Annotated in this window: 25 protein-coding genes and 2 pseudogenes; 13 read left to right on the top strand and 14 right to left on the bottom strand. The window is 58.4% G+C overall.

The features are described 5' to 3' along the window. The first annotated feature begins 9 nt into the window (after window positions 1-9). On the top strand, window positions 10-1,572 hold the full coding sequence (locus tag NKJ81_RS30155) for an adenylate/guanylate cyclase domain-containing protein (RefSeq protein ID WP_352542691.1): 1,563 nt from the start codon (window positions 10-12) through the stop codon (window positions 1,570-1,572). Between the two features lie 424 nt (window positions 1,573-1,996). On the opposite strand, the gene NKJ81_RS30150 is transcribed toward NKJ81_RS30155, so the two are convergent. From NKJ81_RS30150 to NKJ81_RS30090, 13 genes are all read right to left on the bottom strand, one after another. Beyond that, window positions 1,997-2,389 (bottom strand): hypothetical protein, encoded by a 393-nt coding sequence (locus tag NKJ81_RS30150; RefSeq protein ID WP_352542690.1) that lies wholly within the window; start codon window positions 2,387-2,389, stop codon window positions 1,997-1,999. A 231-nt stretch (window positions 2,390-2,620) separates the two neighbouring features. After that, the gene (locus NKJ81_RS30145; RefSeq protein WP_352542689.1) at window positions 2,621-3,259 is read right to left on the bottom strand and encodes a ribbon-helix-helix domain-containing protein; all 639 of its coding nucleotides are present in this window, start codon (window positions 3,257-3,259) and stop codon (window positions 2,621-2,623) included. After that, window positions 3,256-3,567: a beta-barrel domain-containing protein gene (locus tag NKJ81_RS30140; protein ID WP_352542688.1), complete on the bottom strand. Its 312-nt coding sequence runs from the start codon at window positions 3,565-3,567 to the stop codon at window positions 3,256-3,258. The genes NKJ81_RS30145 and NKJ81_RS30140 overlap by 4 nt, the downstream gene beginning before the upstream one ends. Window positions 3,568-3,684: 117 nt before the next feature. Further along, window positions 3,685-4,278 (bottom strand): hypothetical protein, encoded by a 594-nt coding sequence (locus NKJ81_RS30135; RefSeq protein ID WP_352542687.1) that lies wholly within the window; start codon window positions 4,276-4,278, stop codon window positions 3,685-3,687. Then, window positions 4,275-4,865, bottom strand: a complete 591-nt coding sequence (locus NKJ81_RS30130; RefSeq protein ID WP_352473004.1) for a L,D-transpeptidase — start codon at window positions 4,863-4,865, stop codon at window positions 4,275-4,277. Before NKJ81_RS30130 ends, NKJ81_RS30135 begins: the two co-directional genes overlap by 4 nt. Next, window positions 4,849-6,012, bottom strand: coding sequence for a CpaE/TadZ family protein (locus NKJ81_RS30125; protein WP_352542686.1), 1,164 nt, complete (start codon window positions 6,010-6,012; stop codon window positions 4,849-4,851). The genes NKJ81_RS30130 and NKJ81_RS30125 overlap by 17 nt, the downstream gene beginning before the upstream one ends. Then, entirely contained in the window at window positions 6,009-6,644 is a 636-nt protein-coding gene (locus NKJ81_RS30120; protein WP_352473002.1) for a TadE/TadG family type IV pilus assembly protein, read from the bottom strand. The genes NKJ81_RS30125 and NKJ81_RS30120 overlap by 4 nt, the downstream gene beginning before the upstream one ends. A gap of 2 nt (window positions 6,645-6,646) precedes the next feature. Further along, a complete protein-coding gene (locus NKJ81_RS30115) occupies window positions 6,647-7,165 on the bottom strand; it encodes a TadE/TadG family type IV pilus assembly protein (protein ID WP_352542698.1) in 519 nt (172 codons plus the stop codon). A gap of 14 nt (window positions 7,166-7,179) precedes the next feature. Continuing rightward, window positions 7,180-8,733 (bottom strand): TadE/TadG family type IV pilus assembly protein, encoded by a 1,554-nt coding sequence (locus NKJ81_RS30110; protein ID WP_352542685.1) that lies wholly within the window; start codon window positions 8,731-8,733, stop codon window positions 7,180-7,182. Beyond that, complete coding sequence (locus tag NKJ81_RS30105) at window positions 8,730-8,996, bottom strand: hypothetical protein (protein ID WP_352542684.1); 267 nt, start codon at window positions 8,994-8,996, stop codon at window positions 8,730-8,732. The genes NKJ81_RS30110 and NKJ81_RS30105 overlap by 4 nt, the downstream gene beginning before the upstream one ends. Before the next feature lie 10 nt (window positions 8,997-9,006). Next, window positions 9,007-10,452, bottom strand: coding sequence for a type II and III secretion system protein family protein (locus tag NKJ81_RS30100; protein ID WP_352542683.1), 1,446 nt, complete (start codon window positions 10,450-10,452; stop codon window positions 9,007-9,009). A gap of 55 nt (window positions 10,453-10,507) precedes the next feature. Beyond that, window positions 10,508-11,545, bottom strand: a complete 1,038-nt coding sequence (gene cpaB / locus NKJ81_RS30095) for a Flp pilus assembly protein CpaB (protein ID WP_352502861.1) — start codon at window positions 11,543-11,545, stop codon at window positions 10,508-10,510. Between the two features lie 83 nt (window positions 11,546-11,628). Next, entirely contained in the window at window positions 11,629-11,802 is a 174-nt protein-coding gene (locus NKJ81_RS30090; protein ID WP_352472996.1) for a Flp family type IVb pilin, read from the bottom strand. Window positions 11,803-12,331: 529 nt separating this feature from the next. Between NKJ81_RS30090 and NKJ81_RS30085 the strand changes: the two genes are divergently transcribed. The 9 genes and pseudogenes from NKJ81_RS30085 (at window position 12,332) to NKJ81_RS30045 (ending at window position 20,203) form a co-directional block, all read left to right on the top strand. Continuing rightward, window positions 12,332-13,714 (top strand): TadA family conjugal transfer-associated ATPase, encoded by a 1,383-nt coding sequence (locus tag NKJ81_RS30085; protein WP_352542682.1) that lies wholly within the window; start codon window positions 12,332-12,334, stop codon window positions 13,712-13,714. Continuing rightward, window positions 13,714-14,685, top strand: coding sequence for a type II secretion system F family protein (locus NKJ81_RS30080; RefSeq protein WP_352542681.1), 972 nt, complete (start codon window positions 13,714-13,716; stop codon window positions 14,683-14,685). The genes NKJ81_RS30085 and NKJ81_RS30080 overlap by 1 nt, the downstream gene beginning before the upstream one ends. A 45-nt stretch (window positions 14,686-14,730) precedes the next feature. Continuing rightward, window positions 14,731-15,648 carry a type II secretion system F family protein gene (locus NKJ81_RS30075; protein ID WP_502898822.1) on the top strand — a complete coding sequence of 306 codons (918 nt, stop codon included), beginning with the start codon at window positions 14,731-14,733 and terminating at the stop codon, window positions 15,646-15,648. Window positions 15,649-15,702: 54 nt separating this feature from the next. Continuing rightward, entirely contained in the window at window positions 15,703-16,254 is a 552-nt protein-coding gene (locus NKJ81_RS30070) for a tetratricopeptide repeat protein (RefSeq protein WP_353045347.1), read from the top strand. A gap of 9 nt (window positions 16,255-16,263) precedes the next feature. Further along, window positions 16,264-16,770, top strand: a complete 507-nt coding sequence (locus NKJ81_RS30065; protein ID WP_352542679.1) for a prepilin peptidase — start codon at window positions 16,264-16,266, stop codon at window positions 16,768-16,770. 147 nt (window positions 16,771-16,917) lie between these two features. Then, window positions 16,918-17,853, top strand: coding sequence for an MBL fold metallo-hydrolase (locus NKJ81_RS30060; RefSeq protein WP_352542678.1), 936 nt, complete (start codon window positions 16,918-16,920; stop codon window positions 17,851-17,853). Beyond that, window positions 17,817-18,635, top strand: a pseudogene (locus NKJ81_RS30055) (IS630 family transposase); the annotation flags it as partial. The gene NKJ81_RS30060 and the pseudogene NKJ81_RS30055, both read left to right, overlap by 37 nt. Window positions 18,636-18,756: 121 nt before the next feature. Continuing rightward, a complete protein-coding gene (locus tag NKJ81_RS30050; protein ID WP_352542677.1) occupies window positions 18,757-19,554 on the top strand; it encodes a sterol desaturase family protein in 798 nt (265 codons plus the stop codon). Window positions 19,555-19,573: 19 nt separating this feature from the next. Next, window positions 19,574-20,203, top strand: coding sequence for a methyltransferase family protein (locus tag NKJ81_RS30045; protein ID WP_352542676.1), 630 nt, complete (start codon window positions 19,574-19,576; stop codon window positions 20,201-20,203). 34 nt (window positions 20,204-20,237) lie between these two features. On the opposite strand, the gene NKJ81_RS30040 is transcribed toward NKJ81_RS30045, so the two are convergent. Then, window positions 20,238-20,522 carry a hypothetical protein gene (locus NKJ81_RS30040; RefSeq protein WP_352542675.1) on the bottom strand — a complete coding sequence of 95 codons (285 nt, stop codon included), beginning with the start codon at window positions 20,520-20,522 and terminating at the stop codon, window positions 20,238-20,240. On the opposite strand from NKJ81_RS30040, the gene NKJ81_RS30035 reads away from it, so the two are divergent. The 3 genes and pseudogenes from NKJ81_RS30035 to NKJ81_RS30030 all read left to right on the top strand — a co-directional run. After that, on the top strand, window positions 20,521-21,210 hold the full coding sequence (locus NKJ81_RS30035; protein WP_352542674.1) for a phosphatase PAP2 family protein: 690 nt from the start codon (window positions 20,521-20,523) through the stop codon (window positions 21,208-21,210). The two genes, NKJ81_RS30040 and NKJ81_RS30035, sit on opposite strands and share 2 nt — an antisense overlap. Before the next feature lie 78 nt (window positions 21,211-21,288). Next, window positions 21,289-21,488 (top strand): annotated as a pseudogene (locus NKJ81_RS32760) (hypothetical protein); the annotation flags it as partial. Window positions 21,489-22,182: 694 nt separating this feature from the next. Further along, a partial coding sequence (locus NKJ81_RS30030) for an IS256 family transposase (protein WP_352542673.1) occupies window positions 22,183-23,084 on the top strand: 902 nt, incomplete at its 3' end.

Here is a 23,084-nt window from a genome sequence, read left to right as displayed (position 1 = left end):
TTTGAAAACATGACTGCCAAGAACAAGTTCCAACGCCATGCGATCGCCGTCCATCTGGCACAGCAGCTCGCCGGACCGGCGCGGGCAATCTCAGGATTTCAGGAGTTGCTGACCGAACAGGTGCAGGATCTCGGTCTGGTCCACATGACACCGGATCTGGAGAAGGTCAGCGCCGCTGCTTGCGAATTGAATGGCCTGATCGACAGCTTGATCTATGGCAAAGCCGACAATCAGAACCGGGCAGGGGTCGAGATCGAGGCGAAACTGCGCCACGACTTGCGAACGCCGCTCAACGCGATCATCGGCTATTCCGAAATGATTCGTGAAGAAGCCGAAGAATTGCACGAATACGCGCTGGAAGAGGATGTCAGGGTGATGCTCGCCGCGGCGGCCGAGTTGTTGGCGCATGTCGATGCAATCGCCGGCCTCTCGCGCGCACCCGACAGCGAGGAACCGCGGACCACGGATCAGGCTGAGATCGATGCGGCAGGACTCGAACGGGCACTGATCAAGACGGAGCACCCCGTAAGCTCCGGCTGTGGCCGCATACTTGTCGTCGACGACATCAGCAGTAACCGCGGTCTCCTCTCCCGCCGCTTGCAACGTGACGGTCATCAGGTAGTCTCTGCCGAGTCCGGTCTGTCAGCGCTGGCTCACCTTGCGGAACACGAGTTCGACCTGGTTCTGCTGGACCTCCTGATGCCGGACATGAACGGCATCGAGGTGCTCTCACGATTGAAAGCGGAGCGCCGATGGCGGCATATCCCTGTCATCATGATATCGGGGTTGGACGAAGTGGACGCAGTGGTCCGCTGCATCGAGGCGGGGGCCGACGATTACTTGCCTAAACCTTTCAATCCAGTCCTGCTGCGCGCCCGGATCAACTCGAGTTTGGAGAAGAAGCGTTGGCTTGACCGCGAGCACCAGTATCTTCAGCGGATCGAGGTGGAGAAGGGGCGGGCTGACTCGCTTCTTCATGCGATCCTGCCCGGTCAGATCGTGGCACGGCTGCATCGGGGCGAAGAGTTCATTGCCGACCGGTTCGATGAAGTGACCATTCTTTTTGCCGATATTGTCGGTTTCTCGAGCATAGCGGCAAGGTTGCCGCCGTCGGACCTGATCAAGCGCCTCGACAGGCTATTCGGCACGTTCGACGTCTTGGCGGAGAAGCATTCCGTCGAGAAAATCAAGACCATCGGAGACGCCTATATGGCTGCGAGCGGTGTTCCCGAACCGGCAGCTGACCATGCCGACAGGATCGTGGCACTCGGGAAATCCATGCTGGACGCGTTGAAGCCCTTAGCTTGGGGCAACGATAGTTTTCGGATCCGCATTGGCGTGCACACGGGACCGGTGACCGCGGGCCTGATCGGCCGGCATCGGTTCGTCTACGACCTCTGGGGCGAGACCGTGAATATTGCAAGCCGGCTCGAGTCCCAGGGCGTGGCCGACCGCATGCAAATCTCGGAGGCAACCAAGCAGGCCCTGCGCACCTCCTGGAAGCTCGAACCGCGCTGTAATCTAGAACTGGCAGGTGTCGGCAGGATCGAAACCTATCTCGTTCAACACTGATCGGAACAATGTCTGACTGCCCTTAGGGAAATTTCGCGAAGCGATGCTCTGTGCTCGGACCGCCGGCGCTCCGCAGCGTGGCATCGAAAGTGGCCCCTGGCCAGTGCAAGCACTGGGGTTAGCCCTGTGACGAGGGCTACATCGCCACACCTGCTACCCGAGATGAGATAGTGGGTTTGAGGAGCGCTACCGCCTTTCGGCTTCGGCTATTCCAACACGGCATGCGTTGACGGAAGGGAGAGTGTGAGTTTGAAGACGCAGACTTCTCAGTGGCACTCCGTCTGGCTTCAACCTGAAAATGTCTCAATCGATCAACGCTCAGCAGTGAGATTCGCGGCAAGTGGTCTCAAGACAGTCAACTGTCAGCGGCAAGCTGGGTCTCGAGATCGCCTTCTGAATTCGATATCAGGCGAGAGAACACTCGTTAGTCCGAATTGGCGGGCGCGGAGGAATACTGGTTTTTGCCTGTTGCCCTTGCTCGGCCCCGCCAATGCGATCCGTCGGGAAGTTTAGCCGATAATTCGCCTTGAGTCAGTGCGGCGACAAGTAGAGAGCAATCGAGTTCCTCAAGGAACGGAACCTTCAGGTCACTCTGAGCTGCCATCCGAAGCGATCTCAATCTTGCTGTCTTTTCGCTACGTTCGGCATGCTCAGCCTCGGCAATGACTTTCGCGGAGCGAATAAGCTTTCTATTTTCCAGCCAACACATGTGTTCGATCCTGCGAAATTTCTTCTTGGAGCTTGCCGCAGCTTTTCCGCGCGGATTTGCGCGACGATCAGCCCAGTCCGGATCCAATCCCGTTTTTCTGCTCGCCAAGCCTTCTCTGGCGCCAATACGTCGTCTTGCCCTCTCTCTTCGAGGTTGTCGCCCTTCATTGTAATGAATCCGGTTGATTGGTGATGGTGCCGCTCCCGCCACACGGTGCGGGCCGTCGGCTGGCAATAGCGGTCGGGCCTAATCGAAGTCTCGCAGACAGTTCCTATTCGCGCTAAATGACACGAAGGATCTTCAGCCCGGATAGAGCCTCGCTCACCGGAGGCCGCAGTTCTAGCTGTTGACGAACGCCATCAGCAATTCCGGTTCGGGTACGGGCGCCCGTACTACATTCAATTGACCTCGGTACCGGCGTTCGCCGGCCCCGATTACAAAGCCGCTGGCGATCGGTACTTCGCCGTTGGCGTCGAGTTGGGCAAAAATGTCGGCGACAGGGAGATCCAGCGCCAGCTTGAGATCTAGTCGTGCATCATTGTTTGGTCCGATCGGCAACTGACGCTTGACGAATTGCTGGAACGAAGCATTGAAAGTCAGGATCTTCTTCGATGACGCCAAGGCAAAAGCGGGCGAGGGGCAGGCAAGCAATATGGCATTGATCGTCCTGATCGATGCAAGCTTCCGCAGGGCCATGTTTTCATCCGCCAGCCCGTGTATGCAAGCCACCCGAATCGCCGATGTCAGGTTACCAGTCTTGGTCGGGCTGTCGGCGATCTCCTCGATCAGCATGCCGATTGTGCATTTCCTACTTTCAGCCATCTGCTTCAGAGATATCCAGAAAGCCTTTTCCAGACGAATGCCGCGGCGTATGCCGCCACGCGCGACGACCCGGAATTCCAGCCCGAAATCCTCTTTTGTGATCGTTAGAAGCAGCCGATCACGATTGATGGGAGGAGAGGTGGCGCTAGCGCTCACTCATGGTCTCCTGACGCGCCTTGTTGATCGGCTTTAAAAGGTAACTCAGAATCGCCTTGCGTCTTGATGTCTACTGAGCACATTATGCCCGGGATGGTTGAATAAGTCTCGCCATCCCTCGCGAGCGTCGATTTGTCCGCCGCGACACGAACCTGGTAAAAGGCTCCCCCGTTTTTCTGATCGACCAAACTGTCGGCGATCATGCTAGAGACCTTGCCTTCGATGCCGCCGAAGATCGAGAAGTCATAAGTGGTGACCTTTATCAGCGCCTCGCTGTCAGCCACGAGCAGCAGGCTGGACGAAGGCACCGACGTCCACCCGACAAAAACGACGAAAAGCGCTCCCAGAACGAATATGGACGCCGACGCTCAAAGCGGCGGACGATCTTCTCTGGCAAGCATTCTCCACGCCCCCTTACCCCGCTTCTAATCGATCTTGCGGTAATAGACCTTGCCGTCAGGCTGCTCTATGCGCCGGTAGGAGGAGCTTGGGGCAGGGGGCACCGCTGCTGCGATCTTCCTTTTGGGCGGGCGTGGTGCTTCGACGATACTGCGTTCGGTCGCTTCTTCACCATCGAGATCGCTGACCGGCTCCGCCGTGGCGCTGGTCGTCTCAACAAAAGGCTCCGCCACGGTAGAAACGTCGTCGTTGACCAGCGGCAAGTTCTGTTCTATCCGAGCAATGCTGCCGTTGATCTGGCTGAAGCTACCCTGCAGTTGATTGTCCAGTTTTTCGAACCGGCTTTGAAAGCCGTTATTGACCATGTCGAGCCGGGCCGCAATCCGTTGCTCGAACGATCCGAGCTGTTCCAGCCTCCCTTCGACAGAGCGCAGATCGTTGATGCCGCGGAAGAGATAGACCGCGGCTATTAAATTTGCGGCTGTGATCAGCAAGGTGCCTGCAGCAACAACCCCGATCATCCTGGCATTGCTCGGTTTCCCAGCGACAGCTTGCTCTATAGCTTGGGTCGCCGGCCCAATGCCGATCGCCGGCATGTCCGGGTCGCTAATCATCGTCATTGGACCACCACCTTTGCACCGACCGAGACGCGCCTGAAAAGATCGATCACATCGGTGTTGGTAAGACGAAAGCATCCCGATGTGCCGTCGAAGCCAACGCCTGAAGGGTCGTTGGTGCCGTGTATGCGATAAAGCGTGTCGTGCCCGTCTCGGGATAAGTAGAGCGCCCGTGCGCCGAGCGGATTGTAGGGACCGGCCGGCACCATCTCCGGCAGCTCCGGCTGGCGCGCGCGCATTTCTCTCGGTGGGCGCCATTCCGGCCATTCGGTCTTCGCCCCCACTTCCACGGTGCCGGTCCAGCCAAATCCGTCACGCCCGACGCTGATTTGATAGCGCAGCGCCTCACCCTCTCGGGTCACAAGATAGAGCGCCTTCTCCTGCTTGCGGATAATGATCGTGCCCGGCTGTTCCGCGGTTTGGAAAAAAACGAACTTGCGCAGGCTGGGGCCCATGGCTGGCAGCGGCGGCTGGTCCGATAGCCCGGATCGGGCATGGGCGCAGTCCCAGGACGATGCCGCCAATGCCAGGCCCATGATGCAGGCGCCCGCAAGCGTTGGAACGAAGCGATATCTACCGGGCAGTGTCATCGAGCCGCTCTTTGAACATCCGCTTCAGATCCTTGTTGAAGCGTGCCCGCCCGTCCACTTCGGAAGGCATGATGGCTCGGTTCAGCGCATCGGTCAGCAGCGCATTGTCCAAGGCAACCGATTTGATGTGCGGTGCCTTGAATATCTTTTCGAGTTCGCCGCGCGAAAAGTGATTGCCGAACCATTTGCTCTTGTGCTTGTTGGCGACCAGCGTGATGTTCACCGAATTGCCGCGCAAATCGCGGATCTTCTTGTAGAGCCGCTTGCCCTGCCGCAGCGAGGCGACGTTGAGCTCGAACACGATGAAGATCGCGTCGCTCGTGGAAAGCACAGGATTCTGCCAGGGAGTTTCGATGTTGGGCAGGTCGATGACGATGTCATCGAAGCGATAGGCGACGAGGTCCAGCAGCCGGAACACGAAATCTGCGCCCTGCGGCTCGAATGGCAGTTGCGGCCTTTCGAAGGCGTACAGCGTCAGGCCGGACGGGCGCGAGAGCTTGATGACATCCATCAGTTCGACATCGAGCCGTTCCGGCTGGCCGATGATGCCGGCAAGGTCGAACTGGTTGAAGAGGTTGAGATAGGCGCCACAATTGGCGCTTTGGAAATCGAGGTCGACGAGGCAGGTCGAAGCTGCACGTTCGGTGGATTTCGAGGCCAGGAACTCCGCCGCTGATAAAGCGAGCGTCGTAGCGCCGGCGCCGCCGCTAGCGCCGATAAAGGTGATGATGCGGCTCTTGGTGCCCTGGTTGCCGGTGTCGTGGAAGGTGACCGCGTTCAGAAGCTCCTTGGCATCAAGTGGTTTGTGCAGCCAGTCCGAGGCGTTCATTCGCACCAGGATGCGCGTCTGTTCAGAGGTCAGTTCGTCGGAAACCGCAATCAGCGGCACGGCCGCCCACAGGGCGCGCCCTTCGATAATGCCAGGCTTGCCAAGCAGCTCGCCATTGGCAAGGTCGAGGATTACGATGCCCGGCCGCGTGTCGGGGGTCGGGCCTTTGAGAAAATCATCCGTTTCGGAAATCCGGACGTCATAGATCGCCAGCGCATCGAGCCGCGTCGCCACGTCATGCTTGAACTGCGAATCAGACGAGAACAGGGCGACCTGCTTTCGTTTGGTTGGGAGAACCTTCGTGTTGATGGCGTTCATGGTGATGTGCTCTTCAGGTCTTCGCCCGTAACCGTGCTTAGCATGGACGGCATGGTGAGGTTCGCAAAGCCCATCAGCCCTTGCAGAAAGAAGAACTGAAAGGTCACGTTTTGAAGACTTACGGTGATTGTTGGCACCGGTCCGCCCAGCCGGGTCTGATAGCTCAAGCCAGTGGCGCTGTAGGTGACCACCACGTTATCGCGGCGCAAGCGCGGAAAGAAATGGCACATCCCCGGCCGTTGATTTGCTGCGAGTGGGGGACAGGCATCATCGTTGGTGTTTGCCGTGTCCCCGCGGAAGATACGGCTGAAGTTGGCGGCATTGAATGTGCCGCCGTTGGTGCAAGCTCCTGTGCCAGCAGTATATCTGCAGACGAAGGGGCCATATGCCGCGGCAACGACTGGCGCACCCGGCGTCGTCGTCGGCGCCGCAGTTGCAAGGGCCGTCGCAATTGGGTCTGAAATCGAGGCCAGCCGGGCGCCGAGTTGGACCGCCTTGGTAGCAGCGTTCCATTGGTAGAAGGCGTGACCGAAATCGATGAAACCGAGGACAAGGGCAAACAGCAGCGTCGAAACGATGGTCATTTCGACCATCGCCGCGCCGTCGTCCGAATCCGCAAAACGCTTGAACATGGTCAGAACCGGATCAGCCGCTCCTCGTGAGAGCCGTTCAACGTGATCGGGCCGATGCCGATGATCGATAGCATGCCGACCCCGCCGTACGCCAAGGTACCCGCAGCCCTGACGATACAGACCTGCGCGGTCGTTGATCGATATTGCGCGACGCCGGCAACCACAGCGTCATGGCAGGAACCGGAGGCGGCGATTGTCACCGTCACATTCGATTTCTGCCAGCCGGTGACGCGTGCACTGCCTGTTCCCGCGGCATTGCCGAACACAGCGATGTTTGCAGCGATGTCGGCGCAGTTGATCGCCGCAAGCCCGGCTTGTGTATACAATTGGCTGTTGCAGCGCGCGGCGAAGCGGCTTGCATCTGAAAGTCCGGCCTCCATCAAGAGTTTTTCGTGAATCAGATTGCCGAACTCGAACACGCCACCCGCCAAAATCAGCATCAGCGGCGTGATCAGCGTCATTTCGATGAGCACTGCACCGCGTTGATCGCATCGAAATCTATCGAGATGACGCAATAGCATTCCAATCATCGCCATCACCGGTAAAGCTGAGCTTCGTCGCGGAGGAAATTGTCTAGCGTGCCCTGGCCGCCACCCCCAGTAATGTCTACCAATTCAACCATCACGGATGCGTCTTCCGATGGCGACTTAACCGGTTCAGTCAGTAAAAAGCTTCCAAAAGCTTCCACCGGCAGATCCGTGCTGTGGCCTGACAGATCGCTGCCGGCAGCGCGGAGTGCATTGCAGTTCAGGATCGCACCGTAAATCAACCGACGGTCAACCGTCGTGACAGGGGGTTGGCAAGTTGCCGACGGGGTTCCGAACTCTCCACCAGTCGACGCCATGCCTACCAACCCGGCTGATATCTCGTAACGGTAGACCTGATAGCGCGTCGGCTTGGTCGTATTCCATGAAGATGGGTAGGCAGCGGAACCAAAGTTGGTGCTCCAGTAACCAGAGAAATTCCAATTTCCATCGCCCATTCGGCCGCCGAGGTATGGAGTGGTCGCGTCGCGTGGAAGGCCCATTGTTCCAGCTTGGGTGAATGAAAGTTGGTTCATGGAAGGACATTGGTTTGCGCTTCCTCGGGTCTTGATTGCCCCTTTGCGGACGTTCGCGGCTGGACCGTATTCAGCACTATTGAAATGGTTGCCGCTGGCTGCAATGCCGAAACGAACATTGAAGGCGTCTTGCACTGGGCCGGCGTTCTGGCCAGTTTTCGTGCTAACGTTGGCGGAACTGTAGCAACCAATCGGCCTTGATGTTGCAATCGTCTGAGCGAGGGCTTGAGCACCGTTCCCCACACCGGCCGGAGGTTCGAGGAAGCCGAAGTTACCAGGGCCAGCGGCAGCCCCATTTCCGACCTTCCTCAGTTCGATCAGTCGACGATGTACAGCCGGGTTGGAGACGGCCTGCTCAAGTGTGAATCCGCCCGCTGCATTCGTGCCGTTCACCGTCTCGTAAGGGTTGCACATAAAAACCGGCGTGAAATCGCACACGCCGGAAGTGAAGCCCGCCACAGCGACTGCGCCGACATTGAAATTGTTGCTGGCGCTGGATGACAAGAAGGAAGCCGGGAAGATTGCAGCAAACCCGACCGGGGCTACAGTGACTTCAACAAAACGGGCAAGTTTGGCGTCATTCAGCTCGTCGGTGATCACATTGGCCGGCACAATCGGGAGATTGTCGGTGGCCGGCAATGAGCGAAGATATCGGCGGGTCACTCCGGCGGAAGCGAGCGTTTGAGGAGGGCCGGCGGTCGAGAAGGTGTATCGATTGCGTACCAGCGTGGCGATCGCCCTATCAGCACGGCTGATGGAGTCCGACGTCCCATCCAGCTCAGCCGCGCCTGCCAGGGCAAACGCATCAGCCCCCTTCTGCAGATCGTTATGCAGATTGTTGAGCCGGCTCATGTCGATCACCAGCAGAGAAAATCCGATGATCGCCGGCAGCATGACGCTTACCAGTATCAGCGCTATTCCCCTCTGATCGTGCCAGAACGCGCGAATAATACGCAGCATGGCCTTGCTCTTTTTGCTCCTGGACGCCAGGATTCCTTGTTTACCTGACGCGCTGATCCTTCTGTTCAATCCGCCGTGTCTTGCGGCGTCCCGACATTGACCGTGATGGCCGGCGGCGGCGGTGGTGGCGGTGGGAACTTGTAACTCTGGGCAAGAGCAGCAGCGCGTGCGCCATCCCCTTCAATAGCGGTCTTTTTCGACGCCGGATTGAGCGGATCGACTGTCTGCAGAAGCGAATTGTATTTCTGGGTGTCGCCTGCGGCCAGTGTCACCGTGTCGTAGCGGTTTAGATAGTCGGCGCAGCCCGTCAGCCCGCTGGCACACAAAAGCATGATCAACATCCTATTTCTTGACATAGATCATTTTGTCCTTGGATTTCAGGTCGAGCATGTGGCCATAGGGGCCGACGACGCCTTCGCCCAGTTCATATTTGCGCACCATGTCCTTGGTTACTTCCAGTTGGCCGAGCACGAAAAATTCCGGGTCGTTGGCCGGCCGTGTCTTGTCGAATGGGGTCGCCAGTTGCTCGCCGGGTTTCACCGGGCGCACGATGTGCGGGGTGACGATGACGACCAGTTCGGTCTCTTCCTTCTGATTGCTTGAATTGTGGAACAGCGCGCCGACGATCGGCACTTGGCCCAGCCATGGCACCTGCCTCTGGATTTTGGTATTCTTGCTGGACAAGAGCCCGCCGACGGCGAAACTCTGGCCGTCGCGCAACTCGACGACGGTCGCCAGCTTGCGGGTGGTGAAGATCGGGTCGCCAGCCGGCGTGAAGCCGTTCAGGTCGCTTACCTCCGGCGCTAGCTTGATATGGATCTTGTCGTCGTTGAGCACGATCGGCGTGAACTGCAGATTCACGCCGAACTGCTTGTACACAATGTTGATCTGGCCGTCGCTGTCGAGGCTGCGGATGGGCACTTCACCGCCGGCGTTGAAGCTGGCCGGCTCGCCGGAAAGCGTGGTGAGATTGGGCTCGGCCAACATGCGCACGACACCCTTTGCCTCAAGCGCCTCGATGATCAGATCGACCTTGATGTTGCTGTCGATGACGCGAGTGATCAGCGCCGCGAACGGATTGGTGTTCGAGAGCAGGCCAGTGAGCAGACCGCCCGGTCCGAGCACAACGTTATCTTCATCGACGGCGGCAATGCCCGTTCCAGTTCGGGTCGTTCCGCTGTTGTTCGTGCTCCTGATCGACACACCAAGGTCGCGACCGGCATTGCGCTTGGCCTCGAGCACGCGCACTTCCAGATTCACTTGCTGGCTGTCATCAACGGTAACGGCATTGATAATCGCGTCGGGACCGTATTGCTGGGCCACTTCCAGGATCGACGCCAGCGTCGCGCCGTCTTTCACATGCCCGCCGAGCCGGACCTTGCCATTGACCGAGCCGATATCGATCCGCGATCTGGGCGCTACCTGCCGAATTGCTTGCGCCATATCGTTGACGTCGACGCCGACCTCGATCTGGATTACGCCAAGCGAGCGCTTGTCTTCGGAAAAGAGATTGACGGTTGTGGTACCGGCGCCCTTGGCAATGACGTAGAGCGTCTTGTCCGTCATCGGCTGGGCATCTGCGATCTTCTCGTCGGCGACGACGATATCGCCAAGAGTGGCATTCACCTCAATCGTCAGCGATTGCGACATGGGCAGGAAGACACGATGGACCTTGGGGTTCGACACGTCGATACGGCGATCGGCTGCCGTAGCCTCAAGGCCGATCGGCAGTAATATCACCGAACAGGCCAGCGCGGCGGCTGCCAGTGTTTCCCGGACCGTTCGCATCTACATTCCCCCCTTTGGCGGCTCTTCGGACGCTCTTTATCTCAACATACCAGAGTTATCTTTGTCGCGGTACGTCATATTTTTCGAGCTTCACGCCCCGAAAAACGCCGATAGTCGCACGGGCTGACGGCTCCGGCTGCACATATTTGATCACTTCCTTAACGACCTCTTGCGCTTCGGGTGCCGAGGTCACGGCCGGAGCAGGCTTTGCTTTGCTCAAGTCGTCGAGCCGGTTTCCGACCTGTTCGACGGCCCGAGTCAGGCCATTGATCTTGTCGTCCGCGCGCTTGCGCTCGGCTGCCGCAGCAGCATCGGCCGTCGCCTGCCTGGCGAGTTCGGCCTGCCTGGCTGCGACATCGGCCGGCGTTTCGCCGGTCAGGTCGGAAAGCGTGATGCGTTGGGTGATCTCGTCCTTGCCGGCGGCTGCCTGGCGAAGCGCGAGCGACAACTGGCCGGCGCCGGCGGCCAGCGTCAGCTTCTGGGCGTCCTTGGTGCTAGCCTCGACAGTCACCGATTTCACCACCGTCGGGCTGTCGGTGCTTTCATCGGCGACCTGGTCAACGGCGAGCACCTTCATGCTCTGCAACAGCACGTCGACGAAACTCTGGTCTGCATCTCCAGGGTTGCGCACGGTGCGCGTCAGGAGCACATCGACCCGATCACCTGGGAAAACGAATCCTGCGACGCCGAGCACATCGTTGACTCTGATGGAAACAGCTTTCATGCCTTCGCCGAGCACCGCCGAAAGCGTGGCGCGCTGGCCGGGGCCGGTAATCTTGGTGGCGAGAACGGGTTCATTGGCGCCGATCGCCTGCAGCGCCTGCTTTGTGCCTTCGCCAGCGAGTAGATCTTTTGTCGTCTTGAAAGCCCCGGCCGGAACCGCGCCCGCCGGCCATGTGATTTCACGCAGCTTGTCGGCCGACAGCGTGTCGCCGAATTTCAAAGATACGGCCGCCACCACGACGGTATCGCGCGGCACGTCCGTCTTCGCCATAGCGCTGCGTTGGCTGGTCAGCCAGATATTGGCGAGAACCACTGCGAGCACGCCGAATACGCCGGCGAGAACGATCATGATGACAGTGTTTGCACGCACTTTCTTTTCCCGCCAGACTCCGTTCACCCACCACCTGGATCGACGCCGGGGACCTCCCCGGCGTCGATGATAGGACTAAGCTATCACGGCAATAACGCGTAAAGCCCCGTCCATTGGGTGCTGACCCAGCCACCGACAAGAATGATCGTGGCGATCACCGCCACGGTGATGATGCCGAGCAGGATGGTATATTCGACCATGGCGGCGCCGTGTTCGTCGTCGCGGAACTGCCGGGTCATCGTCATGAGCTTTTTCATGCCAATTTCTCCCTTTGGAGGTTCAAACCCTGACGAGACGAGCCAAGGATGAAATCGCATACCTGAGCATCCTCCGTCGACCTAATCCTAGGGGCCGATAAAAAGCAGAGTCAAATATGTTAGTGGTTCTTTAACTTATTTATACCTGTGCTATGCCTGAAATGGTAATATCGTTTCGAGGTCTCTCTGCAGCAAGACGTTGATTCTGCCTGCTTTTCGCCCGTCTTTAACCATCCGTTCACAATTTCGCCGCGTCTGTGGCAGAAGCGAGGCGATATTAGCAGATAGGCATATGCCATTATATCCAAGGGCTTGCCAGAGCCCGTAAGGGCCATCGTGGCCAAAAAGACGCAGGGCGATGTTTTGGCAGGCCCTTGTATATTTACGGTCGGACGCCTCGTTCGAATAGATGAGATGTTTTTTCGACCTGGATGTTAAATATGCACGAAGTATTGAGTTCGGGAACGTGCTCGGTGCCTGCTGTCTTGCGGGTATTCCCCCCAAGGCGTGTCCAAAGGGGTAGCGCAAAATGCTGGGCCGATTCACGAAAGGGCCAAGCGAGCCGCGGGTCGAGCCGAAGCTTGATCCGATCGTGCCGGCAGTCCCCGTACTGTCCCGTTCTGCGGAATTCGAATCGCCGGGGGATGATTTCCTTACGCTCAAGGTCGAGCTCCACCGCCACTTGATTGATCGCTTCAACCTGACGGCCCTTGAAAGTGCGTCCAAGGAGGAAATCCTGAACGAGATCCGCCCCATCGTGCGGGAATTCGTTCGTGCTCGCAACGTGCCGCTTAACGCCCGCGAACTTGACCGATTGACCAGCGACACCGCTGACGAGATGCTCGGGCTGGGTCCGATCGAGCCTTTGCTCAAGGATGATTCGATTTCCGATATTCTGATCAACACCCACAAGCGAGTCTTCATCGAGCGGCGTGGAGTCATAGAGGAGACGGCGATCCGCTTTCGCGATGAAGCCCATCTGCTACGTGTCATCAACAAGATCGTCTCGGCTATCGGCCGGCGTGTCGATGAATCGGCGCCAATGGTCGATGCGCGGCTGGAAGATGGGTCGCGAGTCAATATAGCTGTGCGGCCGATCTCGGTGGATGGCCCGCTGGTCTCGATTCGCAAGTTCTCCAAGAACCCCTATTCGCTCGAACGTCTGATGGCGTTTAATTCGATCCGGCAACCGATGGTCGACCTGTTGCGCATTGCCGTGCAGGCCCGCAAGTCGATCCTGGTTTCGGGCGGCACAGGCAGCGGCAAGACGACCCTGCTCAATGCCCTGTCGAGCTACATCCCAGCCAGGGAGCGCCTGATCACCATCGAGGACGCAGCGGAACTGCAACTGCAGCAGCCGCATGTGGGCCGTCTCGAGACGCGTCCGCCCAATGTTGAGGGCAAGGGCGAAGTTCGCCAGCGCGAATTGCTAAAAAATGCGCTTCGCATGCGGCCGGACCGCATCATCGTCGGCGAGGTGCGCGGCGAGGAAGCCTTCGACATGCTGCAGGCTATGAACACCGGCCATGAAGGTTCAATGACCACCATTCATGCCAACACGCCCCGAGATGCGATATCGCGATTGGAACAGATGGTCGGTATGGCCGGCATGCCGATGAGCCACGATTCAATACGGGCTCAGATTGCCTCGGCCATCGACATCATTGTGCAGACGCAACGGCTTTCCGATGGTGGAAGGCGGGTTGTTTCCATATCAGAACTCACCGGTATGGAAGGCAATGTCGTACAGGTTCAGGAACTTTACCATTTCGTCCGCCGCGATGTGAATGCCGAGGGCCAGATCGTTGGTGAATTTCGGGCGACCGGCATTCGTCCGCGCTTTGCCCAGGAAGCGGCGACCCTTGGCCATCAGTTCGCCAAGGACGCGTTCAACCCACAGGTCCCGCTCTAATGTTGACCGGCCAGACATTGCTCTACTTCATCTATGTACTGGCGGCTGCGTCGCTCATCCTCGCGGCCGAGGCTCTGTATGTGACTTACTCCAAGCGGCGCTCAACGGTCAGCACGATCAACCGTCGACTGAAGCGGCTCGCCGACGACGCTCCGGCCGAACAGACCTTGCAGCGATTGCTGCAAGAACGTGGGCTTACCAGCTCGGGCGACTTTCTTTTCAATGCGGTCGGCCTGAACAGGCTGTACACGCAATCCGGCGTTACCGGAAATCCGCTGTCGTTCGTCGCGACATTTGCTCTCGGTGGACTGGCCCTGGCACTGGTATTTGCGTTCCTGCTGCACTTCTCCGCCGTGTTTTCGTTTATCATCTTTCTGCTCATCGTATTCCTCCTGCCGTTTCTGGTTCTCCGCCGCGCGCGCGCCAGGCGAATCCAGAAATTCGCGAAGCAATTGCCGGATGCCCTTGAGATGATCGTGCGTTCGCTGCGTGCCGGTCATCCGACTTCCGTGGCTATAAGCCTTGTTGCACGAGAAATGCCTGATCCGCTGGGCACCGAATTCGGCATTGTTTCCGACGAGATCACCTTTGGCCTCAGCCTTGAAAACGCGGTGCGAAAACTCTCGCAGCGCGTCGGTTTCGAAGGTCTGCATTTGCTGTCGGTGTCGCTGTCGATTCAGGCCAAGACCGGCGGCAACCTTACCGAAATTCTGTCGAATCTCTCAGTGGTGCTGCGCGAAAGGCAGAAACTCAGGTTGAAGATTCGGGCGCTCTCTGCCGAGGGGCGAATGTCCGCGTGGATCATTTCCCTGTTTCCTCTTTTGATGCTCGCCATCCTCACGGGCCTAGCCCCCAGCTACTACGGTGATGTATGGGGCAGCCCCTTGATCATGCCTGTGTTCTTGGTTTTCGGGTTCTGGGCGCTGCTCGGCGACTTCATCATGTACCGTATGGTCAATTTCGATTTTTGAGCGATCGGAGCTATAGAAGTTGTGACCCAGGATCTGAGCCTTCTGGTGTCCATCGCCGTCTTCCTGGCGGCCGTAGCGCTGTTTCTGGTGGGCGCGCTCGTCGTCTTGCCGGCGCTGCAGACGAGGAAACTGGTTGCGCAAAGCCTGCTGGCAGAGGGCATTCCCAACCGCCGCTCGCTTTTGGGCCAGGAAGAACTGGCCAAGATTTCAGCACAGCGGCCGGTCGACGCTTATTTCAGATCGATCGAAAAGGAACGTGACGAGCCAAGTGCGCTGGACGCAAAACTCTTTCGCGCCGGCTTCTATCAGTCAAGCGCGCCATTGATCTATACTCTGTCACGCCTTGGCGCGGTCTGTCTTGGCTTTTCCGTGACGTATGCGCTCCTGTCGCGGATGTTGCCACCCGAACTTCCCGGTCTTGTCGCCTTTGCAGGCTCTGCCCTGCTTGGGCTGGGATGCATCGTGATTCCGAGCATCGCTCTCGATCGGTTCGAAAAGGGACAAAAACAGATATATCGTCGCGGCTTTCCGGATTTCATGGACATGATGATCACCTGTGCCGATGCCGGCATGAGCCTCGAAGCGGCTGTCGAGCGTGTCGGCAGCGAACTGGCTGGCACCCATAGATGGCTCGGCATCCAACTCGCAATCATGAATCTTCAGTTGCGCGCGGGCAAGCCGTTGCGCGAGGCGCTGCGCGAATTATCCGACCGCGTTGGACTGGAGGAGGCGCGCGCGCTGGCTGTGCTGTTCCGTCAATCGGAAGAGCTCGGTACCAGTTTGACGGACGCCTTGCGCGTCTACAGCGACGAAATGCGGGGACAAAGAATTCTCTTCGCCGAGGAACGCGCCAATGCTTTGCCTGTCAAGATGATGATACCGCTGGGGCTATGCATCTTTCCTGTTGTGATGATGGTCGTGATGCTTCCGGTGATCATTCGAATGAAGGGCATTTTCTTCTAGACAGGGATGTGCTTTGGTCAGGGGACCGGATCGGCAAGATCCCTGGGGGATAAAATGAAAAGGCCAATGTGCCTCGTTGCCGCTGCCAGTTTGCTGGTTGTCGTGCTTTCCGGTTGTCAGTCGAATGCGACGGACCCAACGGGGGTCGTCCGGACTAACGAGCCGGCGAAAGTGGAGCTTACTGCCTTCGGCGATGCCTTCGACGGACTGAAGACGGTCAGCGACGTCGAATATTATGCCTCCGACCAAGCCGTTGCCGAAGCCAAGAACCAGTTCCGCTCGGAAAATTATGGCAATGCGGGCGCCCTGTTCTACAAGGCGACGCAACTCGCCCCCAACGACGGTGCCGCATGGCTGGGCCTCGCCGCCTGCAGCGACCGCATCCACCGCTTCGATCTCGCCGACAGGGCCTATGGCCAGGCCTTCCGGCTCATTGGGCCAACGCCCGAATATTACAACAATGTCGGCTATTCCTATCTGCTGCGCGGCAAGCTGCAGGACGCGCGCAGTAATTTCCTCAAAGCATACGAACTGGCTCCCAATGATCCGACCGTCGCCAACAATTTGCGACTCCTGTCGTCCAGCGTGAAGAATCTCGAACGGTAAGGCGCTAGCATGTTGCTTGCCGGAGCGCTGCTGATGAAGGGGCTAGCGGTTCCTTTGCTGGCAAGGATTGCATGGCTCGACTTCACGACCCAAAAAATATCTAACCGTGACGTGCTGCTGCTTTTGTGTCTTGGGCTGGGTTCGCTGCAGGTTATGTCGATCCTCAGCGGGTCGTGGTGGGACATGGGCCTGAGCGCGGTTGCCGGCCTACTGCTGTTCGTGGCGCTTTTCTTGTTGTGGGCCATGCGCAAGGTCGGCGCTGGCGATGTCAAACTGATGGCGGTGGTTTCGTTTCTGATCGGCGGCAGCGGGCTTCTGGTGTTTTCCGTGCTGTTGCTGGTCTTCGCGCTTGCGACCGCGTTAGTCGTGAAGAATCCCTTGATGCTGCCCGAAGGGGCCTTCCGCGTCTACGTTCAGCATCTGGACCGCAAAGGCGTCGTCCCCTTCGGCGTGCCGATCTCGATCGCTGCTATCTGCATGCTGGCGCTACAGATCTATGGCAACGCACGGTTCTAGTGGTTAAGATCTAACGATTGGTACCCGATCGTAAGCGCGGCCACATCGCGAGCGCCTCCGTCTTCCTATCGGAAGAAAGGTCTGACGCCATCTTGCCGCAAATGTTATATCTAGCGATCCGTCCTCGGTCGAAGAAGGATCGCATCAATGGACGATTGGAGAATCGGGAATATCTGGGTAACCAGAATTCTGGAGATGTGCGACCCTCTGCGGACGCCGTCGGAATGGTTCCCCGACTGCACCGACGAAGCACTCGAACCGCATCTTCATTGGCTCACGCCCCGATTGATATCGCCGGCAACCGGCCGGCTTATTCTTCCCATCCAGAGTTTTCTGGTTCGTACCGGCCACAACACCATTCTGGTCGACAGTTGCGTCGGCAACGACAAGACGTGCGCATACTTCCGGCATTGGCATCGCCGCAACGACGGCACCTTTTTGGCGCGCCTGGCGAATGCAGGTGTTGCTCCCGAGCAGATCGACTATGTGCTGTGCACCCATCTTCATATCGACCATTGCGGCTGGAACACACGATTGGTGGACGGGCGTTGGATACCGACATTCCCGAACGCCCGCTACATCATGGCGCGGCGCGAGTTCGAGGCCGCACAGGCCGCCTCCGGCGATGCCGACGAACGGACCTATGAGGACAATGTGCTGCCAATCGTCGAGGCTGGTCGGGCTGTGCTTGTCGATATGGATTATGAACTCGATGGCGAAGTGTGGCTGGAGCCGACGCCGGGCCACACCCCGGGGCACGTAGCCATCGGCCTGAGATCTCGAGGCGTAGGGGCAGTGTTTTCCGGCGATCTCATGCATTGGCCGATGCAATGCATATACCCCGACTGGAGCTTTCGGTACGACACGGACCCTGACCAGGCACGTCGGACGCGGTGGGCATTCCTGGAGGCTTGCTCGGACAATGGACGTATCGTCATGACATCGCATTTTCCCTTGCCGTCGGTGGGAACTATCTTGCGACGCCAGTCATCATTCTGGTTCGAGGATCATCAGCCGCCACAATCGCCGAGGACGCCGACCACGCGCTCGGACCCGAGGTGGCCGAGCGCGTGGTGGCGCTGACGCTTGTCAATCTGCCGGGCGAGACGACGCACTGGACCGCCGACATGATGGCGCAAGCGGCTGGCATCAGCGCAAGCGCTGTGCGTCGCATCTGGAAGGCGCACGGGCTGCAGCCCAACCGCTGGCGCCAGTTCAAGCTTTCCAACGATCCGCAGTTCGTCGATAAACTGCGCGACGTCGTCGGCCTCTATGTCGATCCGCCTGCTCACGCCATCGTGCTGTCGGTCGACGAGAAGAGCCAGATCCAGGCGCTCGACCGCACCCAACCCGGCCTGCCCATGAAGAAGGGTAGGCTCGGCACCATGACTCACGACTACAAGCGGAATGGCACGACCACACTGTTTGCCGCCCTCAACGTGCTCGACGGCTCCGTTATCGGCAAGAACATGCAGCGGCATCGCCATCAGGAATTCATCCGCTTTCTCAACGCCATCGAGGCGCAAATGCCGGCCAGCAAGGCCGTCCACGTCGTCCTCGACAACTACGCCGCTCACAAACACCCCAAGGTGCGGGCCTGGCTCGGCCGCCATCAGCGCTTCACCTTCCACTTCACACCGACCTCATGCTCGTGGCTCAACGCGGTCGAGGGCTTCTTCGCAAAACTGTCGAAGCGTCGCCTCAAACGAGGCGTCTTCCACTCCGTCGTCGACCTCCAGGCCGCAATCAACCGCTTCCTCGAAGAGCACAACCAGCAACCAAAGCCCTTCAGTTGGACCGCCGATCCCGACAAGATCATTGCCGCCGTCAAACGCGGGCACCAAGTGTTAGATTCCATCCACTAGGCGGGCTCTCAGCCTGACATGTTTGGCGCGCAAATTACCTTTTCAACTAATCTCCGAGAACCATTAGCTTGCGCTCAAGTTGGCGAAGTGCTTGGATTGCGTCTTGCCGGCGGGACGCCGTATGGACATTCTGAATATCAAAGCGCTCTTAATTGCGGTTCTGATCTTCGTTCCGATCGAATACCTGTTCGCTCTGCGCCCCCATCAAAAGATACTCAGGAAAGCCTTTTTCAACGATCTCATCTATGCGCTGTTTAATGGCATCCCGATAAGCCTTGGCCTGATCGCGGCTCTCACGCTAGCAACGAGTACGGTGGGGCGGCTGGTGCCGGCCTATGTCGGCAGCGCAGTATCATCGCAACCTGTTTGGCTCCAGGTATCAGAGATCATTGTCATTGCGGACGTTGGCTTTTACCTGGCCCACCGCACCTTTCACGCCGTTCCCTTTTTGTGGCGCTTCCATTCGATTCATCATAGCATTGAAGAACTGGACTGGTTGGCGGCGCACAGGATTCATCCTGTTGACCAGGCTCTGACAAAGAGCGCGTCGCTCGTGCCTGTATATCTGCTGGGTTTCAGCAGTCCGGCGATCGCCCTGTTTGCAATAATTTTTCACGTCCACGGACTTTTGCTGCACGCCAACGTCAGGCTGAACATCGGCCCGCTTCGGTGGTTGATCGCGTCACCCCAGTTCCATCATTGGCATCACGCTCACGAGCGCGCGGCATACGACAAGAACTTCGCAGGTCAACTTTCATTGATCGATGCGCTCCTCGGAACCATGTACCTGCCCGGTAACGCTGTCCCGGAGCGCTATGGCGTCGATGATCCGATTCCATCAACTTACGTCGAGCAACTCGCCTATCCAGTGATCCCGAAGGGCAGAATCAATGAAGCTCCCTCCACCAGAGATACGTGATTTCGTCGGGCGTGCAACGATGACACTCTACTTCACGTTCTGCGCGACTTTGAAGGCCGAAACGTTCTTGGTAGCTCTTGCCGGCGCAGAATGGACAGTGGCGTGGATTATCCATTTCACCGCAGATGTCGCCGCTGTCGGCTTTCTCGTGCTCATCGTTGGAATGACAGTGGCGCGTCTTCCGCCACTGGGAACAGCGCAGGGAATTGAACCGCGAATCTCCGCGCTCATCGGATGCTTTGCCACCGCAACTTTGATCGCGGTCCCTCGCATCCAGGCAGCTCCGCAGATCGAGTTTGTTGCGGACCTGACCACCATAGTTGGTTTCGCGCTTTGCATCTTGTGCCTGTGGTGGCTCGGCAGATCCTTCAGCATCACTGCGCAGGCCAGACGGCTCGTCACGGCAGGCCCTTACCAGATCGTGCGCCACCCGCTCTACGTCTGCGAAGCGATCGTCTTGGTCGGTATTCTTCTCGGCAATGCGACATGGGCGACCGTCGGAATCTGCGCCATTGCCCTCGCTTTCCAATATCGGCGGCTCGTAAACGAGGAGAGGGTCTTGCGAGCGGTGTTCCCCGAATACGATGCGTATGGGCAGACCACGCCAATGCTCATTCCATCTTTATCCTCATTGTACTGGTGGCAGTGACTGTGCCCCATGCTGATCCGCAGTCTACTCGAAATCACTTAGTAATTATTGCCTTGGCTACAGCTCTTTTCGGGTTGATCGACATTTTGTGGCTGCCATTTTCCACAGTCGATTTTTCATCGAGGAACTGGATTGACATAGGCAAGGTGGCCCTTGTCCTCAGTGCATCTTGGATGGCATCGGCAATTGCGCTCCACAGAGTGCGATCTGACACAAGCCCAATTGCGAGCGTAATCAAATATCTTTGTGGCTGCCTGAGAATTGTGGTCGTTTCCGCAGCAGCTTTCATTCCGCTCGCCATCACCACGACCGTCTTCATGTACCTGGCGTCGGCCACCTCAAGGCCTCTGGCGGACCCGGTTCTAGCTTCTATCGATTCCGCCCTCGGTTTCGACTGGCAGTGGTTCCTCGCGACGACCAACAAGCCAATTACAGCATCCGTCCTGGTTTTTGCTTATCACGCCCTCGCGTTCCAAATGCCGTTCGTTCTGTTAATCCTCGCGGTGACAAACCAAGGAGAACGAGCACTGGAGTTTGTCGCTCTTCTAGCGGTTGCTTCGGTTTTCACGGGCGCAATGATGGCTTTGGCCCCAGCAGAAGGCGCTTATGCCTATTTCAAGCCGGCGCCGGGGCAATTTTCGAACTTCACCACTGATGCCGGAATGTGGCACCATCAAGTGCTTATGGCGCTGCGATCAGGCGAGCCGTTTGATCTGATTATGGCCAAAGGCACAGGGCTCGTCACGTTCCCGTCGTTCCACACGGCACTTGGATTGGCAGTGGTCTATGCCGCGCGGACCATCCGGCCACTTTTTATCGTGTTGGCCACGGTGAATGCCGCCATGATCGTGGCCACTCTGCCTGAAGGCGGTCATCATTTAATAGATGTAATCGCCGGCGTAGTCATCGGCATTCTCTCCATCATTGCAGTCAAGATGCCAAGCTATGTACGCGGAAAGGCCGACGGCGTTGCGAGATCAGCCGTGGGATCGGACGCGGACCACTGAGTTGGCCAGGGCCGTTGCCCTTCAGCTGCCTGGCAATGTCGTGGCGGCGGTGAGACACGGGGAGGAGGACCGCCGCCCTGCGGCCGCATCTGCATACACAGGAAGACGATCAACATCTCCACCGTGCTCGCCGGCCAGAGGCTCGGAATCACGAAGTCGACGACGGCATTAGGCTCGTCTCCTTCATGCATTATGATCTCAGATATATCGACTTGGAACAGAGGACCTTGCAGACCTACGACAACCCGTTCGGCACGAGGGTGTCACCCATGTCTTAGGTACAACTGTTACCCATGTCTCCGGGCCGCACAGTTTGAAGATGGGAAGGCCGCTACATCGCAAGACGCCCCCATTGAGGAGGCATTCTTTTGCTATCGTCGCCAAGCGGCCTGACAGCAAATCGAGATCGAGCACCACGAACTCGGAAGCGAGTCGGGACGATGATGGACTGAGCGGAAACAAATAATTAGCGAGCGATGTGCACATGCCGTGCACACGGGTTTGCACCTTTTCTTTTGTTTCTGTTTCGTCGAAACACCGAGCCAAAGCGTGATGAGCACTCGACGATTACCGCAGTAGTGCCCCGTCACAGCCGCATGGCCAATTGACCACGCAGCACCACTTCATAGTGCGACGGCGAGTAAACTTGTCCGGGGCGTGTGCAGGGAGGGCGCAACCAGCGGGGCTTGGCGCATTCGCTAAATTGTAAGCCTCTCCTCGGCGCACCTGCATCTGGTGCGAACAGAAAGGAGAAAACATGTCACGATCAGACACCTTCCCTCTCCGTCTGCTCAAGACGGAGGAGGCCGCCAAACTTGTCGGCCTTTCCCCCGGACGCTTGAAAAGCATCGATAGTGTGCTGAAGGTTCTGCAAAAAGTTTTGGAGAGAGAACGGGGCTTGCTCTGAGGGGCGAGCGGCCATGGCACGGTGGTGACGTTGCGATCACCGATTCCCGTGGAAGGGGAAGTGCCATGACCAATCGAGACGTTAGACTGAGCAGAGGCGAGTTGAAAGCGTTGCTGTTGTCGGATGAGGACGGCTTTCGCCAGGCATTGCAGAGTGTCGTGCAGGAGGTTCTTGAAGCCGAGATGACGGAGGCGATCGGGGCCGAGAAAGGCGAGCGGACGGCGGAGCGGACGAGTTACCGGTCCGGCTATTACGAACGCAAGCTGGTGACGCGGGTCGGGGTGCTGGAGCTTCGCGTTCCGCAGGATCGGGCTGGCCGGTTCTCGACGGAGTTGTTTGAGCGCTACCAGCGTTCGGAGAAGGCATTGGTGTCGGCGCTGGTCGAGATGTACGTGCAGGGCGTTTCGACCCGCAAGGTGAAGGCGGTGACGGAGGAATTGTGCGGCCACTCTTTCTCGGCCTCGACGGTGAGCGAGGCGACGATGCGGCTGGATGAGGCGCTCAAGGCGTTCTTCACGCAGCGGCTCGAGGAAAGCTATCCGTATCTCATTTTGGACGCGCGCTACGAGCGGGCTCGCGAGGCGGGCGTGATCGCCAGCCAGGCGGTGCTGGTGGCGATCGGCGTGGATTGGGAGGGCCGGCGCCAGGTTCTGGGCGTGGAGCTGGCCAACCGGGAGAGCCATTCGAGCTGGCGCGAGTTCGTGACGGGGCTCAAGAATCGCGGGCTCGCCGGCGTCGAGTTCGTCGTCTCCGACGACCATCCGGGGCTCAGGGCGGCAATCCGCGAAGTGCTGCCCGAAGCGGTCTGGCAGCGCTGCTACGTGCACTTCCTCAGAAACGCGCTCGACTACGTGCCGCGCAAGGTCGACGACGATTGCCTGATGGAGCTCAGATGGTTCTACGACCGGCGCGACCTTGCCGAGGTCAAACGCGACCTGGCGCAGTGGATCGCCAAATGGCAGGCCAA

Source organism: Mesorhizobium sp. M0018 (assembly GCF_040323955.1).
GTDB lineage: Bacteria > Pseudomonadota > Alphaproteobacteria > Rhizobiales > Rhizobiaceae > Mesorhizobium.
The sequence above is the reverse complement of the archived record's forward strand: the minus strand, read 5'-3'. Positions and strand labels throughout refer to the sequence as shown.